Annotated in this window: 13 protein-coding genes; 6 read left to right on the forward strand and 7 right to left on the reverse strand. The window is 75.6% G+C overall.

Features of this window, described 5'->3' with window-relative positions:
- Positions 1–23: 23 nt before the first annotated feature.
- Positions 24–776: an SDR family NAD(P)-dependent oxidoreductase gene (locus DOO78_RS03465; protein ID WP_111468344.1), complete on the reverse strand. Its 753-nt coding sequence runs from the start codon at positions 774–776 to the stop codon at positions 24–26.
- A gap of 184 nt (positions 777–960) precedes the next feature.
- On the opposite strand from DOO78_RS03465, the gene DOO78_RS27335 reads away from it, so the two are divergent.
- Positions 961–3,828: a hypothetical protein gene (locus tag DOO78_RS27335; protein ID WP_111468345.1), complete on the forward strand. Its 2,868-nt coding sequence runs from the start codon at positions 961–963 to the stop codon at positions 3,826–3,828.
- 21 nt (positions 3,829–3,849) lie between these two features.
- Here the strand turns inward: DOO78_RS27335 and DOO78_RS03475 are convergent, their stop codons facing one another.
- A complete protein-coding gene (locus tag DOO78_RS03475; RefSeq protein WP_111468346.1) occupies positions 3,850–5,514 on the reverse strand; it encodes an NAD(P)/FAD-dependent oxidoreductase in 1,665 nt (554 codons plus the stop codon).
- Positions 5,515–5,799: 285 nt separating this feature from the next.
- Between DOO78_RS03475 and DOO78_RS03480 the strand changes: the two genes are divergently transcribed.
- From DOO78_RS03480 to DOO78_RS03490, 3 genes are all read left to right on the forward strand, one after another.
- A complete protein-coding gene (locus DOO78_RS03480) occupies positions 5,800–6,765 on the forward strand; it encodes an aldo/keto reductase (RefSeq protein ID WP_111468347.1) in 966 nt (321 codons plus the stop codon).
- Positions 6,762–7,697 carry a DMT family transporter gene (locus DOO78_RS03485; protein ID WP_111468348.1) on the forward strand — a complete coding sequence of 312 codons (936 nt, stop codon included), beginning with the start codon at positions 6,762–6,764 and terminating at the stop codon, positions 7,695–7,697. Before DOO78_RS03480 ends, DOO78_RS03485 begins: the two co-directional genes overlap by 4 nt.
- A 109-nt stretch (positions 7,698–7,806) precedes the next feature.
- Positions 7,807–8,070 (forward strand): hypothetical protein, encoded by a 264-nt coding sequence (locus DOO78_RS03490; protein ID WP_243634337.1) that lies wholly within the window; start codon positions 7,807–7,809, stop codon positions 8,068–8,070.
- 140 nt (positions 8,071–8,210) lie between these two features.
- On the opposite strand, the gene DOO78_RS03495 is transcribed toward DOO78_RS03490, so the two are convergent.
- The 5 genes from DOO78_RS03495 to parA all read right to left on the reverse strand — a co-directional run bounded on the left by DOO78_RS03495 (position 8,211) and on the right by parA (position 11,259).
- Positions 8,211–9,185 carry a zinc-binding dehydrogenase gene (locus DOO78_RS03495; protein ID WP_111468350.1) on the reverse strand — a complete coding sequence of 325 codons (975 nt, stop codon included), beginning with the start codon at positions 9,183–9,185 and terminating at the stop codon, positions 8,211–8,213.
- A gap of 39 nt (positions 9,186–9,224) precedes the next feature.
- Entirely contained in the window at positions 9,225–9,653 is a 429-nt protein-coding gene (locus DOO78_RS03500) for a GNAT family N-acetyltransferase (RefSeq protein ID WP_165838700.1), read from the reverse strand.
- On the reverse strand, positions 9,650–10,078 hold the full coding sequence (locus tag DOO78_RS03505; protein ID WP_111468352.1) for a GNAT family N-acetyltransferase: 429 nt from the start codon (positions 10,076–10,078) through the stop codon (positions 9,650–9,652). Before DOO78_RS03505 ends, DOO78_RS03500 begins: the two co-directional genes overlap by 4 nt.
- 74 nt (positions 10,079–10,152) lie before the next feature.
- The gene (locus DOO78_RS03510) at positions 10,153–10,614 is read right to left on the reverse strand and encodes a CopD family protein (RefSeq protein WP_111468353.1); all 462 of its coding nucleotides are present in this window, start codon (positions 10,612–10,614) and stop codon (positions 10,153–10,155) included.
- A 6-nt stretch (positions 10,615–10,620) separates the two neighbouring features.
- Entirely contained in the window at positions 10,621–11,259 is a 639-nt protein-coding gene (parA, locus tag DOO78_RS03515) for a ParA family partition ATPase (RefSeq protein WP_111468354.1), read from the reverse strand.
- A gap of 127 nt (positions 11,260–11,386) precedes the next feature.
- Here parA and DOO78_RS03520 point away from each other — a divergent pair, with 127 nt between their 5' ends.
- Entirely contained in the window at positions 11,387–12,820 is a 1,434-nt protein-coding gene (locus tag DOO78_RS03520) for an NAD(P)H-hydrate dehydratase (protein WP_111468355.1), read from the forward strand.
- A 65-nt stretch (positions 12,821–12,885) separates the two neighbouring features.
- Positions 12,886–14,367: a malonyl-CoA decarboxylase gene (locus DOO78_RS03525; protein WP_111468356.1), complete on the forward strand. Its 1,482-nt coding sequence runs from the start codon at positions 12,886–12,888 to the stop codon at positions 14,365–14,367.
- Positions 14,368–14,369: the final 2 nt, after the last annotated feature.

Consider the following 14,369-nt stretch of genomic DNA (forward strand, 5'->3'; position numbering starts at 1 on the left):
GCGGCAGGGCGACCGGCGGCGCCTCAGCAGGCGAGGTAGCCGCCGTCCACATGCAGCTCCGTGCCGGTCATGTAGGCGCTCTCGTCGGAGGCGAGGAAGAGGATGGCATAGGCGACCTCGTCCACCTCGCCGGTGCGGCCGAGCGGCACGTGGTTCAGCATCTTGGCGCGAAAGACCGGGTCGGCGGTGGCGCCGCTGGTGCGCATCGGCGGCATCAGCCCGGGATGCACGCTGTTCACCCGGATGCCGGCGGCACCCTCCTGCACCGCGACGGATTTCGTCAGCAGCCGCACCGCCGCCTTGGAGGCGTTGTAGGCGCAGTGGATGCGCTGCTGACCGACCACGCCGGAGATCGAGGAGAGGTTGATGATGGAGCCGCCGCCGCCCTGGCGCATCACGGCGACGCCGTGCTTGACGCCGAGGAAGACGCCGCGCGCGTTCACCGCCATGATCCGGTCCCACAGCGCCGTGTCGTAGAGGTTGTTGGTGTTGCTGCCGGAGATCCCGGCATTGTTCACCAGGATGTCGAGCCGGCCCCAGGCGCCGGTGACCTCGGCGACCGCCGCCTCCCACTGCTCCTCCTCGGCGACGTCGAGGCGGAGGAAGCGGGCGGTGCCGCCCGCCTTCTCGATCTCGGCGACGACGGATTGCCCCTCGGCCTCGAGCATGTCGGCGACGGCGACCCTGGCGCCCTCCCGCGCCAGCAGCCGGGCGGTGGCCGCCCCCATGCCGGAGGCGGCGCCGGTGACGAGGGCGACCTTGTTGGCGACGCGCATGGCGTTTCTCTCCCTGGTGGTTCGGACGCGGCGAGCCTCGCAAGGCCGGTTGCCGGCGACAAGGGCAGGGCGCCCGGCGCGCCGACCCCACGGTTTCGTGTGGTGCGACGGGTGGTGGAGCAGGAACGGTCGTATACTATTCCGCACGATAGTCTTGCTGCGCCGCGTGAGGGGGAGAGCGACCATGGTGCATCATCGGCCCGGCCGGATCCGGTTCCGCATCCGGCTCGCCTCGCGGCGCGACGAGGCCTTCCTGACCGAGGGTGAGCTGCCGCCGCTGCGCCGGCCGAAGCCCGGGCGGCCGGCGGCCAGCCTCACCCCGGCCGAGGAGGCGGCGAGCCATGCCGCCTGGGCCCGCGCCCGGCTGCAGCAGAAATTCCGCGGCGCGGTGAGCTGGACCGAGGCGACCGGACTCGGCCTCTACGGCGCGCTGCTGCTGATGCTGCTCGGCCGGCAGGTGCCGGACGGGCCGGCGGAGGGCCCGAGCCTGCCGGAGGCGGCGCCGGTGCCGCTCGCCGGGCATGGCCAGGCCGGGGCCACGGCGCAGCTTGCCCAGGCCGAGGCCCCGGTCGAGGCCGGGCCGGATGTGGTGCTGGTCGGCGGCGCCGCGGCGGGGCTGGGGCCGACCGGGCTGCCGCCCGGCCTGCATGGCGCGAGTTCGCTCGTCGCCGCCACGCTGCAGCCGCTCGCCCCGGCGGCGGTGCAATTCGCGGCGGCGGAGGGCTCGGCCGTGGCCGGCCTGCGGGAGCTGCTCGGCGCCGCCGGCCCGGCGGAGACGGCGGGGTCCGGCCTGCCGGCGGCGCTCGCGGGCGATGCCGCGCCGGCGAGCCTGCGGGAGGCGGCGGCCAGCGACGCGGCCGCGACCCGGGCCGAGGCCGGAAAGGCCGCGGCGCTGGGCAGCAAGCTGGTCCAGGCGGATGCCAGCCAGAAGGCGGCGCAGGCCGCGACGGCGAGCGCGACGCCGGTCGCCAGCCCGAACGGCGCGGCCAAGGCCGAGGCGGCCGCCGCCCCGGAGAGCGCCGTGGCCGAGGCGCCGGTCACCACGGCTGTCACAACCGCCCATGCGGCCGCGACGACCGCCACGGCGGCGGCGGCGAGCTGGAGCGCCCCCGTGGTCGCGGAGGTCGCCCAGGCCAGCCCGGCCATGGCCTCCGGCGTGACCGGGACGGCCTCGGCCCTGCCGGCTGCCGGCACCGGGACCAGCGCGTCGAGCGGCACCAGCCATGCCTCGGGCAAGGGCACGGCCAGCCAGGCTGCCGCCGCGACGGAGAGCGCCAGCAAGGCCACCACGGCCTCCGGCACGGAGAGCCTCGCCGATGCCAGCGCCGGGAAGGCCACCTCGGCGCTGACCGGCGGCACGGCGACGGAAAGCACCGTCAGCGGCAAGGGCAGCACCACGACGGATGCCGCCGCGCATACGACCACCATGGCGACGGGGACGACGACGGGCGCCACGGTGGCGGATGCCGCCAAGGCGGCGACAGGCGCGACCACCGCGGTCACCGGCACGGAGACGCAGGCGACCGCCGCTGCGACGGGAACGACAGCCGGCACCACGGCGGCGGGCACGGGCACCACGGTTACTGGCGCCACGGTCACTGGCACCACGGCCACAGGCACGGTGACGGATGCCGCGACGCATGCAGCCGGCGCGGCGACCGGCGCGACCGCGGCGGTCACCGGCTCGGCGGCGGCCGCGACCACCGCGGCCACCGGGACGACGACCGGCGCCACGGTGGCGGATGCGGCCGCGCATGCGGTGGCCAGCGCGACCGGCGCGGTCACTAGCACGACGACGCCTGCGACCAGCACGGCGACGGGGGCGACGACCGGCGCCACGGTGGCGGATGCGGCCGCGCACACGGTTGATGCAGTGACCGGTGCGGTCACCGGCGCGACGACGCCTGCGACCGGCACGGCGACGGGGGCGACGGCCGGCACCGTGGTGGCGGATGCGGCCGCGCACACGGTTGACACGGTGACCGGCGCGGTCACCGGCACGACGACGCCTGCGGCCACCACGGCGACGGGGGCGACGACCGGCGCCACGGTGGCGGATGCGGTCACGCATGCGGTTGACACGGTGAGCGGCGCGGTCACCGGCACGGCGACGCCTGCGACCAGCACGGCGACGGGGGCGACAACTGGCGCCACGGTGGCGGATGCGGCCGCGCATGCGGTTGACGCGGTGAGTGGCGCCGTCACCGGCACGACGACGCCTGCGACCAGCACGGCAACGGGGGCGACGACCGGCACCATGGTGGCGGATACGGCCGCGCACGCGGTTGACACGGCGACCAGCACGGCGGCGCCTGCAACCACTATGGCGACGGGGACGACGACCGGCGCCACGGTGGCGGATGCGGCCGCGCATGCGGTTGACGCGGTGACCGGCGCGGTCATCGGCACGACGACGCCTGCGACCAGCACGGCCACCGGGACGACGACCGGCACCGTGGTGACCGATGCCACCACGCATGGGGCCGATGCGGTGGCGGGCGCGACCGCCGCGATCGCCGGCGCGGCGCTGGATGCCGGCCCGCAGGCGAGCGGCGTGACGGCCGGCGCCACGGCAACCGACGCCGCCGCGCATCCTGCCGATGCGGTGACGGGCACGACCGCCGCGGCCCCAGGCATGGCGGCGCAGCCGGTCGCGGCGGGCAGCGCCGCCGCCGATGCCGGCTCGCATGCCGCCATCGCCACGGGCGCGGAGGCCACCAGCCATGCGGCGGCCCCGGCCACCGGCGCCGCGAGCGAGGCCGCGGCCGTCGCCGGCCAGCAGGCCCTGGCCGTCTCGGTCCATCCCGAGGCGGCGCTGCCGGCGGAGCTGGCGGGCCTGCATCTGTCGGTGGATCTGCAGGCCACGACGCAACCGGCGGCGGATGGGCTGGTGGTCGCGGCGACGGCGCCGGAGACCTCGATCCACCTCGCCACGGCGGCGACCCATCCGCTCCTCGATGCGGGGCCGGCGCCCGTCGACATGCAGGGCGCGCTCGAGACTCTCGTCGCGCTGCCGGCGCAGGCGGGGCTGCACGACGCGCTCTTCGCCTGAGGCGCGCCGGCGGCGGCGGCCTCAGCCGTAGCTGACCGGCGTCTCCGTGCCGCGGCTGAGCTCGCGCGGCACGGGCTGGCCGGTCGCGGCGAGGGCCAGCGCCTCGGCGACGCGGATGCCGTCCACCCCGGCCGAGAGGATGCCGCCGGCATAGCCGGCGCCCTCGCCGGCGGGGAAGAGGCCGGGCGTGTTCACGCTCTGCAGGTCGGGGCCGCGGCGGATGCGGATCGGGCTGCTGGTGCGGGTCTCGACGCCGGTCATCACCGCATCCGGCCGGGCGAAGCCGGGGATCTGCCGGTCGAAGGCGGGCAGCGCCTCGCGGATCGCCGCCAGCACGAAATCCGGCAGGCAGCGGGCCAGGTCGGTCGGCGTCACGCCGGGGCGGTAGCTCGGCACGACATCGCCGAGCGTCGTGCTGGCGCGGCCGGCGAGAACGTCGCCGACCATCTGCCCCGGCGCCCGGTAGTCGCCGCCGCCGGCCTCGAAGGCGAGGCTTTCCCAGCGGCGCTGGAAGGCGACGCCGGCCAGCACGTCGCCCGGATAGTCGGCCGGGTCGATGCCGACGACGAGGCCGGCATTGGCGTTGAACTCGGCGCGGCTGTACTGGCTCATGCCGTTGGTGACGACGCGGCCCGGCTCGCTGGTGGCGGCGACGACGCGCCCCCCGGGGCACATGCAGAAGCTGTAGACGCTGCGGCCGGAACTGCCGTGATGCACCAGCTTGTAGTCGGCGGCGCCGAGCAGCGGGTTGCCGGCATTCGGCCCGAAGCGGGCGCGGTCGATCAGGCCCTGCGGATGCTCGATGCGCACGCCGATGCTGAAGGGCTTCGCCTCCAGGAAGACGCCGCGCTCGCGCAGCATGGCGAAGCTGTCGCGGGCGCTGTGGCCGATGGCGAGCACGACATGCTCGGCGCGCAGCGTCTCGCCATCCTCGAGCACCACGCCGCGCAGCCGCCGCTCGCCGGCGGCGTCGGGCGCGATCAGCAGGTCCACCACCTTGCTGCCGAAGCGGTACTCGCCGCCGAGCGCCTCGATCTCGGCCCTGATGCTCTCGACCATCGTCACCAGGCGGAAGGTGCCGATATGCGGCTTGGAGACGTAGAGGATCTCCTCCGGCGCGCCGGCCTTGACGAATTCCTGCAGCAGCTTCCGCCCGTAATGCCGCGGGTCCTTGATGCCGGAATAGAGCTTGCCGTCGGAGAAGGTGCCGGCGCCGCCCTCGCCGAACTGGACGTTGCTCTCCGGCGTCAGCACGCCGCGGCGCCACAGCGCCCAGGTGTCCTTGGTCCGCTCCCGCACCGGCTTGCCGCGCTCGAGGATGATCGGGCGGAAGCCCATCTGGGCGAGCACCAGCGCCGCCATGAAGCCGCAGGGGCCGGTGCCGATGACGATGGGGCGGGGCGCCCCCTCCGGCGCGCGGGCGACGAAGCGGTAGCGCGTGTCGGGCGCCGGGGCGATGCGCGGATCGCCGGCATGGCGGCGCAGCAGCGCCGCCTCGTCCCGCACCGCCAGGTCGAGCGTATAGACCAGCATGATGGCGCGCGGGTTGCGCGCGTCGTAGCCGCGCCGGACGACCTGCACCGATTCCAGCGCCGCCCCGGCGATGCCGAGGCGTTGCAGGATGGCGGCGTGGAGCGCGTCCTCCGGATGGGCGAGGGGCAGGCGAAGCTCGGTCAGGCGGATCATGCGGGTCCGGATCGGGGCGCCGGGATGGACCGGCTCGGGTGGTCGGGCGATCCTCGGGCCATAGAGCCGATCGCCGGAGGGCGGAACGCCCGAAGGCGTGAATCGGCTCGGCAGGGACAGGTGGCCGATCGCGGGAGGGCGGAACGCCCGAAGGCGTGAATCGGCTCGGCGGGGCCAGGTGGCCGATCGCCGGAGGGCGGAACGCCCGAAGGCCTCGGGCGGCGTAACGGGACCAGGCGGCCGAACGCCCGAGGGCGTGCATCGGCGCGGCGGGAGGAGGCGGCGATGGAACAGCGCGTGCTGGGGCGGAGCGGCCTCGCGGTCTCCGCCCTCGGCTACGGGGCCGGCGCGGTCGGCGGGCTGATGGTCCGCGGCAGCCCGGCGGAGCAGGAGCGCTCGCTCGCCCGGGCCTTCGAGGCTGGCATCACCTATGTCGACACCGCCGCCCTCTATGGCGACGGCGAGTCGGAACGCAATCTCGGCCGGGCGCTCAAGGCGCTCGGGGCGAAGCCGGTGCTCGGCACCAAGGTTCGGCTGCCCCCGGCGAGCCGCGGCGACATCGCCGGCGCCATCACCCGCTCGCTGGAGGCCAGCCTGCGGCGGCTGGGCCGCGAGAGCGTGGACTTGTTCCAGCTGCACGACCCGATCGGCGGGGCCGGGGGCCTCACCCCGGCGCAGGTGCTGGAGGAGGCGGTGCCGGCGCTGCAAGGGCTGCGGGCCGCGGGCAAATGCAGCCTGCTCGGCATCACCGCCCTCGGCGAGGGGCCGGCGCTGCGGGACGTGCTGCGGAGCGGCCTCCTCGACACGGCGCAGATCCCCTTCAACCTGCTGAACCCGAGCTGGCTGGCGCCGCGCCGCGCCGGCCTGCCGGGGCAGGATTTCACCGGGCTCGGCCAGGAGGCGGCGGCCGCCGGGGTCGGGCTGATCGGCATCCGCATCCTGGCCGGCGGGGCCCTCTCGGGCGAGGCGGGGCGGCACCCGGTGGCGATGCCGGAGGTCGCGCCCATCGCCTCCGGCCCGGACTATGCGGCGGATGTCGCGGCGGCCCGGCGGCTGCGGCCGCTGCTGGCCGAGGGCGTCGCCGGCTCGCTGGCCGAACTCGCCATCCGCTACGCCGCCTTCGCCCCGGAGATGGGCTGCGCCCTGATCGGCACCGCCTCGCTCGACCAGCTGGAGGCGGCGATCGCGGCGGTGGGGCAGGGGCCGCTGCCGGCGGCGGCGCTGGCCCGGATCGACGCGCTGCTGGCATGAGCCTCGCCACGCGCCGCGACGCGGCGGGCCCCGCGGCGCCGGCATCGGCGCCGGCCCTGCCGCTGCGCGGCCTCGGCTACCTCTCGGTCACCGCCCTGGCCTGGGGGCTCAACTGGCCGGTGATGAAGCTGCTGATGCGGGACTGGCCGCCCTATGCCTTCCGCATCTTCGCGGCCCTCGGCGCGGTCACGCTGCTCGGCCTCGTCGCCCTCGCCCAGCGCGACCGGCTCTGGCCGCGGCGCGACCAGTGGGGGCGGCTCGCCGTCTCGGCGGTGCTGAACGTCTCGGCCTGGAGCGTGGTGGCGCCGCTCTCGCTGTTCTGGCTGGACGCCGCCGAGGCGGCGATCATCGGCTACACCATGCCGGTCTGGGCGACGGTGCTGGCCTGGCCGGTGCTCGGCGAACGGCCGACGGCGCGGCGCATCGCCGGGCTGGTGCTGGGGCTGGCCGGCGTCACGCTGCTGCTCGGCGGCACGCTGGCGGGGGCCGGGATGGCGGCCTTCCAGGCCAAGCTGCCGGGGGCGGCGGCGATCCTCTGCACGGCGCTGATGTTCGCCGGCGGCGCGGTCTTCACCAAGCGCTGGCCGGTGCAGATGGCGCCGGTGCCGCTGGTCGCCTGGCAGGTGGCGATCGGCACCGCGCCGGTCTGGGCGATCGCGCTCGCCTTCGAGCATCTCGATCTCGGGCGGGTCACCTGGGTGGGCTGGGGCTGCCTCGCCTATGTGGCGGTGATGGCGCAATGCGTCGCCTATCTCGCCTGGTTCCGGGCGCTGCGGCTGCTGCCGGCGGGGACGGCGGCGATCGGCAGCCTGCTGGTGCCGGTGATCGGCGTGGTGTCGAGCGGGCTGCTGCTCGGCGAGCCGCTCGGGCTGCGGCACGGGCTGGCGCTGGCGCTGACGCTCGGGGGCGTGCTGCTGGCGGCGCGGCGGTAGGCAACGAATCCCGCCGGCGGCGCGTTGGCGCGCACCTGCCACAGGCCGCGAGGAGGCCCCGCCGATGGAACCGATGAAGCCGATGCAGCCCATGAAACCCATGGAGCCGATGAAACCGATGGATTCCGGCCCGCCCTGGTGGCCGCAGGCGCTCGGCCAGCCGGCGACCAGCGGCGGCCAGAACGACACGCGCTACGCCTTCTTCCCCGAGGCGCGGCGGCTGGCGGTGCAGCGCGACGGCAAGGTCACGCTCTACGACACCGGCGAGCACCGCATCTCCGGCGTGCAGCAGCAGCAGGGCGGCACCGCCTCGCTCGCCTTCAGCAGCCAGCAGGGCACCGTGCGGCTCGAGGACCTGAAGCAGGTCGACTGACAGGCCCCTGGGAGGCGCGCCTCACCCGTCGCCGTCCGTTGCCCTGCCGCGGCTTCGCCGCGGCAGGCTGTGACGGATCTTCGGCCAGAGGCGCCTCACGGGGCCCCCATGAAGCCGCGGAGCGGCTTCATGGGGAATACCTAGCACTCCAGCACGATCTTCCCGAAATGCGCGTTGGATCGCATATGCGCCAGCGCCGCGGCCGCCTCGGCGAGCGGGAAGACGCGGTCGATCGGCAGCCGCAGCTTGCCCGCCTCCAGCGCCGGCCAGAGATCGGCGCGCATGCGGCGGTTGATCTCCCGCACCTCCTCGATGGAGCGGGTGCGGAAGGTGACGCCGACATAGCGGATGCGGCGCAGCGCATGCAGGTCGAAGTCGAACTCGCCGCGCGCCCCGCCGAGCCGCCCGACATTGACGATGCGGCCGAGGATGGCGCAGGCGCGGAGATTGCCGTTGGCGAGCGGGCCCGAGACCTGGTCGACGATGACCTCGACGCCCTTGCCCTCCGTCGCTTCCAGCACGCGCTCGGGCCAGGCGGGGTCGCCGGTGTCGATGGCGAGGTCGCAGCCGAACTCGGCGAGGCGGGCGCGCCGCGCCGGGTTGGTGGAACTGCCGAGCACGCGCTTCGCGCCCATGAGCTTGGCGATCTGCATCCCCATCAGCCCGACGCCCGAGCTGGCGCCCTGGATGAGGATGCTCTCGCCCCGCTGCAGCCCGCCATTGGTGACGACGGCGTCGTGCATGGTCTGCAGCGCGACGGGCAGGGTCGCCGCCTCCACCCAGCCCATGTTGCTGTCGGGCAGGGCGGCGCAGCGGCCCCAGTCGGCCAGGCCGTATTCGGCATAGCCTCCGGCGCCGCTCGCCATCACCCGCAGGCCGGGGCGGATGTGGTCGGGCACCTCGGCGCCGACCGCGGCCACCTCGCCGGCGAACTCCATGCCGACGATGGTGCCGGCGCCGCCGATGCGGCCATGCGCCTGGCCGGCGGCGACGCCTAGATCGGCGCGGTTCAGCCCGGCGGCGCGGATGCGCACCAGCACCTCCTGCGGCCCGGGCTTCGGCTCCGGCACCTCCTGCACCGCAACCCCCGCGCTGGTGACGATGGCTGCCTTCATGGCGCTCTCCCCCTCCGATCGATCGGGGGTGAGTGGACCTCAGAACCGCTTCGCGAACCAGTGGCGGGTCGCGCCCGGCGGCATGTCCTCGAGGCGGCCCGCCTCGGCATAGCCGTGCCGGCGGTAGAAGCCCGGGGCCTGGAAGGACCAGGTGTGGAGATGCACGCCGCGGCAGCCGGCCTCCCGCGCCAGCGCCTCCGCCGCCGCCAGCAGCGCCTGCCCGGTGCCCTGCCGGCGCCGCGCCTCCGCCACCCAGAGCCAGTCGAGATAGAGCCAGCCCTGGGCCAGGCGGCAGCGGGCGCCGCCGAGCAGCGTCCCGCCGGGGTCGCGGGCCAGGATCCAGCGCTGCCGCCGCGGCAGGCGCGGCCCGTGCGCGGCGCGGTTATGGGCGGCGAGACCCCCGCCGATGGCCCGCCGGTCCGCCGGGGCGGGGGCGGCGGTGACCTCGAGGCGGAGGCCGGCCGTCACAGCGCCTTGCGGAACCAGACCCGGGAATGGCCGCGCGGCATGTGGTCGAGCCGGCCGAACTCGGCATAGCCGTTGCGCTCCCAGAAGCCGGGGGCCTGGAAGCTGAAGGTGTCGGTGTAGGCGTCGGTGCAGCCGCGCTGGCGGGCGATCTCCTCGGCCCGCCGCAGCAGCTCCGAGCCCAGCCCCTGGCCGCGGGTGTCGCGGGCCAGCCAGAGCCAGTCGATGAACAGCCAGTGCCAGTAGGTGAGGCCGAGCAGCCCGCCGCGCACGGTCTCCCCGGCATCGCGGGCGAGGACGGTCACCGGCTCGCGGTCATAGGGGCCGCCCATTTCCTGGTTGAAGGCGTGCAGGCCGCGCTGGATCGCCGCCACCGCCTCCATCTCCGGGTAGTCGTCCTCGCTGATCTCGATGCCGTCGATGCTCATGGGGCAGGGAAGGTCCCGATCCGGTTGCGCTGGCCGAACGCATGGTGCGGCCAGGATGTTGCGCCTTTGCTGCGTCAGCCGCCGAATCGACCCGCGGCGGCGATGGCCACGGTCAGCAGGCCGAGGCCGCAATTGAGGAGGATAAGCTGGCGGACCCGGTCCATCTCCGTCGCCGCGGCGGCGAGGTCGGCGCGCGCGCGGGCCGCCCGGAAGGCCTTCCAGGGGCCGGTGGCGAGGGCGAGGACGATGCCGGCCATCGCCAGGGCCAGCATGTGCATGGCGTGGATGTGCCAGCCGGCGCCGGCGAAGCCGCCATACCAGCCGAAGAGCAGCGCGTAGCCGGTCAGCAGCATGGCCGGCATGGCGTGCCAGACGAGGCGGAGGAAGCGCCGCAGCGCCTCCTCGTGCACCGCGAGGCGCTGCGCCGGCTCGAGGCGGGCGAGGGCGGGCCGCAGCGCCAGCAGCGCGAAGGCCATGCCGCCGACCCAGAGCACGGCGCCGAGCAGGTGCAGGACATAGAGCAGCGTGCCGAGCATGGCGCCTCAGCCCCGCCGGCCGAGGGCGATGATCGCCGCCGCGACGGCGCGGATCTCGGCCGCCGCCGGGCTCCTCGGCGCCGCCTCGGTCACCGCCAGCCCGTCGAGGAAGGCATTGGCGAACTGCACCCGGTTGCCGAGGCTGGGGCCGAGCACGGCGACGCCCTGCTCCTCCAGCGCGGCGAGGATGCGGCTCTTCAGCCGCCCCTGCGCCGGGGCGCGGTTCAGCACCGCGGCGACCCGCCGCCGCTCCTCCCTCGCCAGCTTCAGCGTCGCCTCCGAGGCCCAGAGATCGGCCGGCGAGGGCTGCAGCGGCATCAGCACCAGGTCGGCGGTGCGGATGGCGAGCTTGGCCTCGGTGTCGGCATGCGGCGGGGTGTCGAGGATCACGTAGTCATGCGTCGGCCGCAGCCGGTCGAGCGTCGCCGGCACGCGCCAGCCCGCGGCGGTGTCGAAATCGAGCCGGTGCGCCCGCTCGCCGCGCCGGGCGCGCTCGGCATGCCAGCGGGCGAGGGAGGCCTGCGGGTCGATGTCGAGCAGGGCGACGCGGTGGCCCTCCTCGGCCAGCGCCGCCGCCAGGTTGGCCGCCACGGTCGATTTCCCGGCGCCGCCCTTCTGCTGCGCCACCGCCACCACATAGGCCATATCCCCGACTCCGCCCCTGCCGGGCGGGAGGCTAGCCCGGATCGCGCGGGAGTCCGAAGCTCGCGCCTGCAACCGGGCCGCTGCGCCGCCGCTTTGCTGCCCCGATGCCGCGCCGAGGAGCCCCGCCATGCCCCTGCCGCCCCGCCTGGAGCTGCTGACGCCCGAGGAGATGGGCCGCGCCGATGCGCTGGCGATCGCCGCCGGCATCCCCGGCCCCGATCTCATGGCGGCGGCCGGGCGGGCGGTGGCGCGGGCGGCGATGCGGCGCTTCCGGCCCTGCCGCACCCTGGTGCTGGCCGGGCCGGGCAACAACGGCGGCGATGGCTATGTCGCGGCGCGGCTGCTGGAGCAGGCGGGCTGGCCGGTCGCGGTCGCGGCGCTGGCGCCGCCGCGGCCGGGCAGCGACGCGGCGCTCGCCGCCGCGGCCTGGCGCGGCCCGATGCTGGCGTTCGACGCCGCCGAGGCGGGGCGCGCCGAACTCGTCATCGACGCGGTCTTCGGCGCCGGCCTGGCGCGGCCGGTGGAGGGGCGGGCCGCCGCGGTGCTGCGGGCGGTGCGGGCGCCAATCCTCGCCATCGACGTCCCCTCCGGCCTCGACGGCGCCACCGGCCAGGTGCGCGGCCTCGCGCCGCAGGCGGCGCTGACCGTCACCTTCTTCCGCCTCAAGCCCGGGCATCTGCTGCTGCCGGGGCGGGGGCTCTGCGGCGAGACGCTGCTGGCCGATATCGGCCTGCCGGAGTCGGTGCTGGCCCGGCTGGCGCCGCGCGCCTTCCGCAACGCGCCCGGCCCCTGGCGGCCGCCCGCCTTCGGCGCCGAGGCGCACAAATACAGCCGCGGCCACCTGACCATCCTCGCCGGCGGCGAGATGACCGGCGCCGCCCGCCTCGCCGCCGGCGCCGCGCATCGCGCCGGGGCCGGGCTGGTGACGATCCTCGCGCCCGATGCCGCCGCCGCGGCGCTCTACCGCGCCGGCGATCCGGGGACGATCGTCAGCGAGGCCGGGCTCGACGCCCTGCTCGGGGATGAGCGGCGGCAGGTCTGGCTGATCGGGCCGGGCCTGCCCGGCGATGCGGCGACGCGCGCCGCGCTCGGCCGGCTGCTCGCGGCCGGGCGGCGGGTGGTGGCGGATGCCGGCGCGCTCACCGCCTGCGCCGGCGATCCCGGCGCGCTCGCCGGCGCCGCGGTGCTGACGCCGCATGCCGGCGAGTTCGCCCGCGTCTTCGGCCCGGTCGGCGCGGACAAGCCGGCTGCCGCCCGCGCCGCCGCCGCGGCGACCGGGGCGGTGCTGCTGCTAAAGGGCGCCGACACCGTCATCGCCGCGCCGGACGGGCGCCTCGCCATCAACGACAACGCGCCGCCGAGCCTGGCGACGGGCGGCACCGGCGACGTGCTGGCCGGCACCATCGCGGCGCTGCTGGCGCAGGGGATGCCGGGCTTCGAGGCGGCCTGCTGCGGCGCCTGGGCGCAGGGCGAGGCGGCGCGGCGCCACGGGCCCGGCCTGGTGGCCGAGGATCTGATCACGCTCCTGCCAAGCGCGCTGAAATCAGCGCGCGTCAACTGAAGGGTGTCTCCCCAATCGCGCCGGGTTTCACCATGTTACCCGGGCTGCCGCGGAGAGAGTGACGCATGTCCGACCTAGCCCTCGAGACCGGCCTGCTGGACCGTGCGCTGCGCCGGGTCACCAGCCTCTGGCGCGACATGGCGGAGCGGGTCGTCGGCGGCGAGGCGGAGAGCATCGCCGAGCAGATGCGGGCCTGCCTCGATGGCCGCGGCGGCGAGGTCTCGGCCCGCAACCGCGCCGCTCGGCTGGCGCGCGACTACCTGGCGCTCGATGCCGCGGGCCGGGTCGGCTTCCTCCGCGACCTCGCCGGTTTCGACAGCGACGAGGCCGGGCTGGATTACGCGATCGACCGGCTGGCCAAGGCGGTGGGCCCGGCGGAGCGGGCGGCGGCCAAGACCCGGCTGCGCCGGGCGCTGGAGCCGCCGCGCAGCCGGCTGCTGACCCAGTTCACCGCCATCCCGGACGGCATGAAATTCCTCGTCGAGCTGCGCGCCGAGCTGCTGCAGGCCGCCGGCAAGGACGCGCTGCTGCAGGCGCTGGAGACCGACCTCAAGGGGCTGCTGGCGAGCTGGTTCGATGTCGGCTTCCTCGAGCTGCGGCGGATCGACTGGCACTCGCCGGCGGCGCTGCTGGAGAAGCTGGTGCGCTACGAGGCGGTGCACCGCATCCGCACCTGGCGCGACCTGAAGAACCGGCTGGACAGCGACCGCCGCTGCTACGCCTTCTTCCATCCGCGCATGCCGGAGGAGCCGCTGATCTTCGTCGAGGTGGCGCTGGTCAAGGGCATGGCGGACAGCGTGCAGCGGCTGCTCGACGAGAAGGCGCCGGTGCTCGACCCCGGCCAGGCGGACACCGCCATCTTCTACTCCATCAACAACTGCCAGCGCGGGCTGGACGGCATCTCCTTCGGCAATTTCCTGATCAAGCGCGTGGTCTCGCTGCTGCAGGAGGAACTGAAGAACATCCGGTCCTTCGCCACCCTCTCGCCGATCCCCGGCTTCGGCCGCTGGCTGACGGCGCAGCTCGCCGATGGCGATCCGGCGCTGATCGAGGAGGAGCAGGCGGCGGCGCTGCGCCAGCTTCTCCCGGCGAGCCTCGCCCTGCCGGCGCCCCAGGCCGGGGCGGGCGAGGGGGCGGGCCAAGGGGCGGGCGAGCGGACGGGCGGGCCGCCCATGGCCGAGACGCCGGTGCAGACCCTGGCCCGGGTGCTGGCCCGCCGCGGCTGGCAGCGCGAGGAGGCGGCGGCGCGGATCCTCGAGCCGCTGCTGCTGCGCGCCTGCGCCCGCTACCTGCTGCAGGAATCCGCCAAGGGCCGGGCGAGGCGGGCGCGCGACCCGGTGGCGCATTTCCACCTCTCCAACGGGGCGCGGGTCGAGCGGCTGAACTGGAAGGGCGATGTCAGCGAGAAGGGGCTGAAGGAGAGCTTCGGGCTGATGGTGAACTACCTCTACGACCCGGCCCGGATCGAGGAGTACCATGAGGAGTATGTGGGCGAGGGCCGCCGCCCCGCCTCGGCGGCGCTGCGCAAGCTGGCGCGCAGCGGCTAGCC

Source organism: Roseicella frigidaeris (assembly GCF_003258945.1).
GTDB classification, from domain to species: Bacteria; Pseudomonadota; Alphaproteobacteria; order Acetobacterales; family Acetobacteraceae; genus Paracraurococcus; species Paracraurococcus frigidaeris.